Annotated in this window: 6 protein-coding genes; 5 read left to right on the plus strand and 1 reads right to left on the minus strand. The window is 71.8% G+C overall.

All coding sequences use genetic code 11. The annotated features are described in order from the left end of the window. The first annotated feature begins 19 nt into the window (after window positions 1-19). From VKG64_11345 to VKG64_11365, 5 genes are read left to right on the plus strand one after another with little or no spacing between them, the layout of a single operon-like run. Entirely contained in the window at window positions 20-118 is a 99-nt protein-coding gene (locus VKG64_11345; GenBank protein HKB25638.1) for a flavin reductase family protein, read from the plus strand. Then, window positions 115-1,197, plus strand: coding sequence for a DegT/DnrJ/EryC1/StrS family aminotransferase (locus tag VKG64_11350; protein ID HKB25639.1), 1,083 nt, complete (start codon window positions 115-117; stop codon window positions 1,195-1,197). Before VKG64_11345 ends, VKG64_11350 begins: the two co-directional genes overlap by 4 nt. Window positions 1,198-1,249: 52 nt before the next feature. Further along, a complete protein-coding gene (locus VKG64_11355) occupies window positions 1,250-2,362 on the plus strand; it encodes a glycosyltransferase family 4 protein (protein ID HKB25640.1) in 1,113 nt (370 codons plus the stop codon). Further along, window positions 2,359-4,104 (plus strand): ABC transporter ATP-binding protein, encoded by a 1,746-nt coding sequence (locus tag VKG64_11360; protein HKB25641.1) that lies wholly within the window; start codon window positions 2,359-2,361, stop codon window positions 4,102-4,104. Before VKG64_11355 ends, VKG64_11360 begins: the two co-directional genes overlap by 4 nt. A gap of 25 nt (window positions 4,105-4,129) precedes the next feature. Next, entirely contained in the window at window positions 4,130-4,504 is a 375-nt protein-coding gene (locus tag VKG64_11365; protein ID HKB25642.1) for a DUF4124 domain-containing protein, read from the plus strand. A gap of 4 nt (window positions 4,505-4,508) precedes the next feature. On the opposite strand, the gene nadE is transcribed toward VKG64_11365, so the two are convergent. Next, a partial coding sequence (gene nadE / locus VKG64_11370) for an NAD(+) synthase (protein HKB25643.1) occupies window positions 4,509-5,419 on the minus strand: 911 nt, incomplete at its 5' end.

Raw genomic sequence — 5,419 nt, forward strand, 5'->3', positions numbered from 1 at the left:
CGTCGAGGGCGACCACACGATATTCGTGGGGCGCGTGGAGCGCGCCCACGTCGGCGCCGGCGAGCCATTGATCTACTACCGCGGTCGTTACGACCGCCTGTCAGGAGCGAACTCGTGATATCCATCCCGCTCTCGCGTCCCCCGATCGACGACGAGATCAAGCAGGCGGTGCTGGCCGCGATCGATGGACGCCAGTACATCCTCGGCCCCCAGTGCAAGGCGCTCGAGACGGAGCTCGCCACGCACGCGGGGACCCGTCACGCCGTGCTCACGAGCTCGGCGACGGCCGCGCTCTGGATGACCGTCCGCGCCCTCGGCACGGCGCCGGGCGACGAGATCCTCGTCCCCTCGCACACCGCGTTCCCGACGGTCGAGGCGCTCTGCTTCGCCGGGGCGACGCCGGTGTTCGTGGACGCCGACGACTGGTACACGTTCGATTGCAAGGACGCCGTGTCGAAGGTGACGCCGCGGACGGTCGGCATCGTGCCCGTCCACCTCTACGGCCAGCCGGTGGACCTGCCGGCGGTGCAGGACCTCGCCGCGCGCTACGGCCTCTGGGTGCTCGAGGACTGCGCTCAGGCGCAGGGCGCCTCGTGGGACGGTCGGCGGGTCGGCTCCTTCGGGCGCGCCGCCGCGCTCTCCTTCTACCCGTCGAAGAACCTCCCCGCGATGGGCGACGGCGGCGCGGTGCTGACGAGCGACGACGAGCTCGCGGCGCGCTGCCGCCGGGTGCGCGACCACGGGCGGCTCAACAAGGACGTGCACGCCGAGATCGGCTTCAACCTGCGCTTCAACGAGCTTCAGGCCGCGGCGCTGCGTGTCCTGCTGCGCCGGCTCGACGCGATGAACGACCGGCGGCGCGCCCTCGCCGCCCGGTATGCCGAGGGGCTGACCGGCCTCCCGCTCGCGCTGCCCGCCGAGCGCGAGCACGCGCGCCACGTCTACCACCTCTACGTGGTGCGCACCGCGCGCCGCGCGGAGCTGGCGGCGTTCCTCAAGGAGCGATCGATCGCGACGGGCATCCACTATCCGGTGCCGAGCCATCGCCAGCCGGCCGTCGAGCGATTCCGCGCGCCGGCCCTCCCGCGCACGGAGCGGCTCGTCGAGGAGATCCTGACGCTGCCGATGTCGGCGAACCACACCGAGGCGGAGATCGACGCCGTCGTCGCCGCGGTGAGGGACTTCTTCACGCGTTGAACACGCCGCACGGCGAGCACGACCCGGGCGAACGCGCCCCCGGTGTGACACCGTGACGGCCGCGCCGCTCCGCATCTTGCAGATCTACCCGAAGGACGACTACTTCACCGGCGCCGCGATCCAGCTCCGCGAGTTCACGCAGGGGCTCAAGGGCCGCGGTCACGAGGTCGTCGTCGCGACGCGCCCGAGTGCCATGTGGGCGGCCAAGCTGGGCGCGGCGGGCATCCCGCACTACGCGCTGCCGATGCGGTCGGAGGTGGACCTCGGGTCCGTCAGGCGCTTGGTGCGAATCCTCCGGAGGCACCGGATCCAGGTGGTCCACGCCCAGAAGGGCAAGGCGCGGACGCTCGCGATGATCGCCGGCCTCGTCACGAAGATCCCGGTGCTGGTCCTGAACCGCGGCGTGAGCTTCCCGCTCGACCCGTTCAATCGCCTCGGCTACACGACGCGCCGGGTGACCGCGATCGTCTCGGTCTGCGAGTCGATCAAGCGCGGCCTCGTGGCCCAGGGCGTGCCGGCGGAGAAGATCCACGTCATCTACTCGGGCACCGACACCGACCGCTTCAACCCGCAGGTGGACGGGGCCGCGATCCGGCGCGAGCTCGGCCTGGGCCCGGACGACTTCCTCTTCACCCAGATCGGCGTGCGGAGCTGGAAGGGGAACGACGACACGATCGACGCGCTCGCGCTCGCGGTGCCGCGCGCGCCCCGCGCCCGGCTCCTCGTGGTGGGCGCGCGGGGCCCGCAGGTCCTCCTGGACCGGGCGCGGGCCCGGGGCGTCGCGGACCGCGTGCGCGTGCTCGGCTACCGGGAGGACGTCCCCGAGATCCTCGCGGGGAGCGACTGCTGCGTGGACGCGTCCTACGCGGGCCTCGGCATCACCGGCACCCTGCGCGAGGCGCTGGCCGTCGAGACCGCCGTGATCGCGAGCGACCTCGAGGGCAACCCCGAGCTGGTCATCCACGGCGAGACGGGGCTGCTCTTCCCGCCGCGCGACGTGAAGGCCCTGGCGGAGGCCATGGCGCGGATGGTCGCCGACCGCGCGTTCGGCGAGGCGACGGCCCGCGCGGGGCGGAAGCTCGTCGAGGCGAAGTTCTCGACGCGCGCCAAGCTCGACGCGACGGAGTCGCTCTACCGGCGCCTCCTGGGAGACCGGCGGCGATGATCCGCGTGGCCGCGCCCTACCGGCGCCTCGTCCCCTATCTCCGGCCGCACGTCCCCGTGCTCGTCGTCGGTTCGCTGCTCGCGCTCATCGTGTCGGCGATGGAGGGCCTCACCGCGTGGCTCGTCAAGCCGGTGATGGACGACATCTTCATCCGGCGCGACGTGGTCATGCTCAGGCTGATCCCGCTGGTGCTCCTCGCCGTCTACGTCGTCAAGGGCGTCGCGCGCTACCTCCAGTCGTACCTCATGGCGGCCGCCGGCGAGCGCGTCGTCGCGCGCCTCCGCCGCGACCTCTACACCCACATCCAGACGCAGCCGCTCTCGTTCTTCTCCGACTTGCACTCGGCCGACCTCATGTCGCGGATCCTCAACGACGTGGGGCGCCTCGCCCGGCTCTCCTCGGGTGTGCTGGTGATGGCGGTGCGGCAGATCGGGACGATCGTGGCACTCTTGGGCGTGATGCTCACCCGCGAGTGGGCGCTCACGCTGACCGCGCTCGTCGCCGTCCCGTTCATCGCCCTGATCGTCCGGGGCATCGGCGGCCGGCTCTACAGGATCAACAAGCGCACCCAGGAGCGCATCGCCCAGCTCGCGGTGCTCCTCCACGAGTCCTTCAGCGGGACCAAGATCGTGAAGGCGTTCGGGCGCGAGCGCCACGAGCAGGCGCGCTTCGACGCGCTCAACGACCGCCTCGTCGCCCTCTCGCTCAAGAACGTGCGCGCCGACGAGATCACGGAGCCGCTCATGGAGATCGCGGGCGCGTTCGGCATCATGGCGGCGCTCTGGTACGGCGGCTACCAGGTCATCCAGGGCCACATGACGCCGGGCACGCTCTTCTCGTTCACGGCGGCGGCGCTCATGCTCTACGGCCCGGTGCGCCGCCTCTCGCGCTCGCTCAACGTCGTCCAGCAGTCCACGGCGTCGGTCGAGCGCGTCTTCCACATCCTCGACATGCCGCCGGCGATCGCCGACCGGCCCGGCGCCGCGCGCCTCGAGACCTTCGGCGGCGAGCTCCGCTTCGAGCACGTGGATTTCCGCTACGCCGACGCCGGGGAGCTGACGCTCAAGGACATCACCCTCGACATCCGGAAGGGCGAGGTCGTGGCCTTCGTCGGCATGTCCGGCGCCGGCAAGTCCACGCTGATGGACCTGCTGCCCCGCTTCCACGACGTGGCGGCCGGCCGGATCACGCTCGACGGCCGCGACGTCCGCGACGTGACGCAGGCTTCGCTGCGCGCGCAGATGGGGATCGTCACGCAGGAGACCTTCCTCTTCAGCGACACCGTCCGCTACAACATCGCCTACGGGAAGCCCGAGGCCACGCCGGAGGCGATCGAGCGCGCCGCGCGCCAGGCGCACGCCCACGACTTCATCGTGGCCTGCCCCGAGGGCTACGACACCCTCGTCGGCGAGCGCGGCGTGCGCCTCTCGGGCGGCCAGCGCCAGCGGATCGCGATCGCGCGCGCCTTCCTGAAGGACCCGCCGATCCTCATCCTGGACGAGGCGACGTCGGACCTCGACGCCGAGAGCGAGTTCATGATCCAGCAGGCGCTCGCGGACCTGATGCGCGGGCGCACGGTCCTCGTCATCGCGCATCGTCTGGCGACGGTGCGGAGCGCGGACCGGATCGTCGTCGTCCACGACGGCCGCATCGCGGAGATCGGGCGGCACGACCAGCTGCTCGCGCGCGACGGCATCTACCGCCGCCTCTACGCGCTCCAGATGGAGGGCGTCGCGGGCTAGGCGAGGCCACGCGAGGAGGACCGCGATGACGACCCGCTCCGTCGTTCTGCTGCTCGCGCTGACGCTCTTCGCGACCGGCGCCGCGGCCCAGGTGTTTCGCTGGGTCGACGAGCAGGGCGGCGTCCACTACGCGGGCCGCCGTGACCAGGTTCCGGAGCAATACCGGTCGCAGCTTCCGCCCGAGAATCCCCCGGAGCCCGCGACGCCGGCGCCCCAGCCGGTGCCCGAGGTCTCGCGCCAGCCGGCCAACATCCCGGGCGAGTGCATTCTGCTCATCCAGGGCCTGTTCAGGGCGCGCGAATCGCGCTCGTACCGCAATTGCGACGAGTGCCGGAAGGCGGTCGAGGTGATGCGCCCCGAGGAGGCGTCCCGGGCCTCGTGCATCCCGGCCGGGCAGTAGGCGGCTAGCGCTCGCGGAAGCGGTTGACGATCGGCAGGCGCCAGTCGCGCCCGAAGGCGCGCGGCGTGATCTTGACCCCGATGGGCGCCTGGCGGCGCTTGTACTCGTTCCGGTTCACCATGGCGACGACGCGGCGAACGGTGTCCTCCGCGTGGCCGCGCGCGACGAGGTCCCGCACGCCGCGGTCCTCCTCGACGTAACCCTCGAGGATCGCGTCGAGGGCGGCGTAGGGCGGCAGCGTGTCCTGGTCCGTCTGGCCCGGGCGGAGCTCGGCCGAGGGCGCGCGCTCGAACACGCTCGCCGGGATCACCTCGCGGCCCGCGAGCGCGTTCGCCTTCCGCGCGACCTCGTAGACGAGCATCTTCGGGACGTCCTTGATGACCGCGAACCCGCCGGCCATGTCGCCGTAGAGGGTCGTGTAGCCCACGCTGTACTCGCTCTTGTTGCCGGTCGTCAGCACGAGCCACCCGAACTTGTTCGAGAGCGCCATGAGGAGGTTCCCGCGGATCCGGGCCTGGAGGTTCTCCTCGGTGACGTCCTCCTTGAGCCCCTTGAACGCCTTCGCGAGCACGCGCGTGTAGGCCTTGAGGACCGGCGTGATCGGGATCGAGAGGAACTCGATCCCGAGGTTCTTCGCGAGCCGCCCCGAGTCGCGGCGGGTGCCCGCCGACGTGAAGGGCGAGGGCATCGTCACGCCCGTGACGTTCTCCTTGCCGAGCGCCTCGACCGCGAGGGCGGCCACGAGCGAGGAGTCGATCCCGCCCGAGAGCCCGACCACGACGTGCTTGAAGCCGTTCTTCAGGACATAGTCGCGCGTGCCGAGGACGAGGGCGCGGTACACCTCCTCGACGCGCTCGAGCGGCACCACGTCGCGCGGTGGGAGCGGCGGCGCGGCGGCCGGCGGCGCGAGCGCCG

This window comes from Candidatus Methylomirabilota bacterium (assembly GCA_035260325.1).
Taxonomy (GTDB): domain Bacteria; phylum Methylomirabilota; class Methylomirabilia; order Rokubacteriales; family CSP1-6; genus AR19.

Bases quoted from the DNA above. Each gene is read 5' to 3' on its own strand.
- VKG64_11360 (HKB25641.1), top strand. From the start codon at position 2,359: ATGATCCGCGTGGCCGCGCCCTACCGGCGCCTCGTCCCCTATCTCCGG.
- VKG64_11365 (HKB25642.1), top strand. From the start codon at position 4,130: ATGACGACCCGCTCCGTCGTTCTGCTGCTCGCGCTGACGCTCTTCGCG.